At 75.1% G+C, this 1,285-nt stretch carries 2 protein-coding genes; both read right to left on the minus strand.

The genetic code is table 11. From position 1 onward, the window contains the following. Positions 1 to 130 precede the first annotated feature (130 nt). A complete protein-coding gene (locus tag NWP09_RS12880; protein WP_258275894.1) occupies positions 131 to 700 on the minus strand; it encodes an RNA polymerase sigma factor in 570 nt (189 codons plus the stop codon). A 26-nt stretch (positions 701 to 726) separates the two neighbouring features. Beyond that, positions 727 to 1,221, minus strand: a complete 495-nt coding sequence (locus NWP09_RS12885) for a class F sortase (protein WP_258275895.1) — start codon at positions 1,219 to 1,221, stop codon at positions 727 to 729. Positions 1,222 to 1,285 lie beyond the last annotated feature (64 nt).

The following is a 1,285-nucleotide window of genomic DNA, read 5'->3' on the forward strand; positions in this document are numbered from 1 at the left end:
CACGTGCGCTGCGCGCGCGCGCATCGCGGCCGCGCGCAGCGACGCGATCTCGGCCGCGCACTCCGCGCACGACGCGGCGTGCTCGGCGCCGTCGACCGGCTCGCCGAGGGCGAGCGCGGCGAGCGCGTCATCAGGCAGATGCTGCATGCGTCTCCTCCCATCGGTCCCGCAGCCGTCGCAGCCCTCGCGACAGGTGGCTCTTCACGGTGCCCGCCGGCATGGCGAGCGCCTCGGCGATCGAGGCGGTCGAGCGGTCCTCGAGCACCGCCATCCGCACGATCGTGGGCTGCGGCTCGCCGATCCGCTCGAGCTCCTCCTCGACGGTGAGCGCGTCCTCCACGGCCTCGAGCACGGGATCCCCCTCACCGGCCTCGAGCGCCCCGCGCAGCGCCTCCGGGTCGACGGCCAGCTCGGACGCCGAGCGCGACCGCCAGTGGTCGGCGATGCGGCGCCTGGCGATCGCGACGATCCACGCGCCGAGCGGTCCGGCACCCGGGTCGTACGACGCGCGCGATCGCCACACCGAGACGAACGTCTGCTGCACGACGTCCTCCGCGTCGTGCGGCGGCATGGCCCGGCACGCGATCGCGTAGACCATCCCGCCCCAGCGGTCGTACGCCTGGCGCAGCACCTCGGGGGACGCGTCGCGCGCGAAGGCGACGGAGAGGCGCTCGACCTCCACCGCCTCCTCGCTGAACACGGCCAGAAGGTATCACCTGCCCTGGATCACGGCGCATCGGGCACGGCCGTGACGACGATGTTGTCCTCGTAGGCTCCCGCCGCCGCATCCCACTCGCCGCCGCACGTGATGAGCCGCAGCAGCGGCTCGCCGTCGCGGGCGAACAGCGCGTCGAGCGGCACGTCGTCCTTCGAGAACTGCTCGATCGCGACGATGCGGAACCGCAGGTCGGCGCCCGAGGCGGTCGTGACCTCGACCGGCTCGCCCGGCTGCGCGCCCAGCACCTCGGCCATGGGGGCGGGCCCGCGATCGCTGTCGACGTGGGCGGCGAGCACGGCCGAGCCGGCGTCGGCGCCGGGCGCCGGGCCGAAGCGGTACCAGCCGACCTCGCTCACGAGCTCGGGCACATCCATCTGGCCGTCCTCGCGCACGCCGACGGGCACGACGCCGAGCTCGAGGCCCACCGAGGGCACGCGCACCTCGGCGGGGGCGTCGACCGCGGCCTGCGGCGCTGCGCCGATCGACGCGTCGCGCGCGCCCACGGCGGGGGGCCTGTCCCTTATACACATCCGACGCTGCCGACGACCCCCTACGCGTTGCGTTGCG

Source organism: Agrococcus sp. HG114 (genome assembly GCF_024723325.1).
Lineage (GTDB): Bacteria > Actinomycetota > Actinomycetes > Actinomycetales > Microbacteriaceae > Agrococcus.